Origin of the sequence: Bacillus cereus group sp. BfR-BA-01381, assembly GCF_022663555.1 — a bacterium.
Taxonomy (GTDB): domain Bacteria; phylum Bacillota; class Bacilli; order Bacillales; family Bacillaceae_G; genus Bacillus_A; species Bacillus_A pacificus.
The window spans coordinates 1-203 of record NZ_JAKUFR010000378.1 but is presented as its reverse complement, the minus strand read 5'-3'; the positions used below and the strand labels follow the sequence as shown (position 1 = coordinate 203).

Sequence of the window (203 nt, the reverse complement as noted above, 5' to 3'; positions counted from 1 at the left end):
TGCTCTACCAATTGAGCTAAGTCGGCTAAATGGTGGAGGATGACGGGATCGAACCGCCGACCCCCTGCTTGTAAGGCAGGTGCTCTCCCAGCTGAGCTAATCCTCCGAATTGCCTGGCAACGTCCTACTCTCACAGGGACAAGGTCCCAACTACCATCGGCGCTAGAGAGCTTAACTTCCGTGTTCGGTATGGGAACGGGTGT

General features: G+C 55.7%; 1 tRNA gene and 1 rRNA gene. Both read right to left on the bottom strand.

The annotated features are described in order from the left end of the window. Window positions 1–30: 30 nt before the first annotated feature. Window positions 31–106 (bottom strand) — tRNA-Val (locus MR079_RS29135). A gap of 5 nt (window positions 107–111) precedes the next feature. Beyond that, window positions 112–203: ribosomal RNA gene (gene rrf / locus MR079_RS29130) — 5S ribosomal RNA — on the bottom strand; the annotation flags it as partial.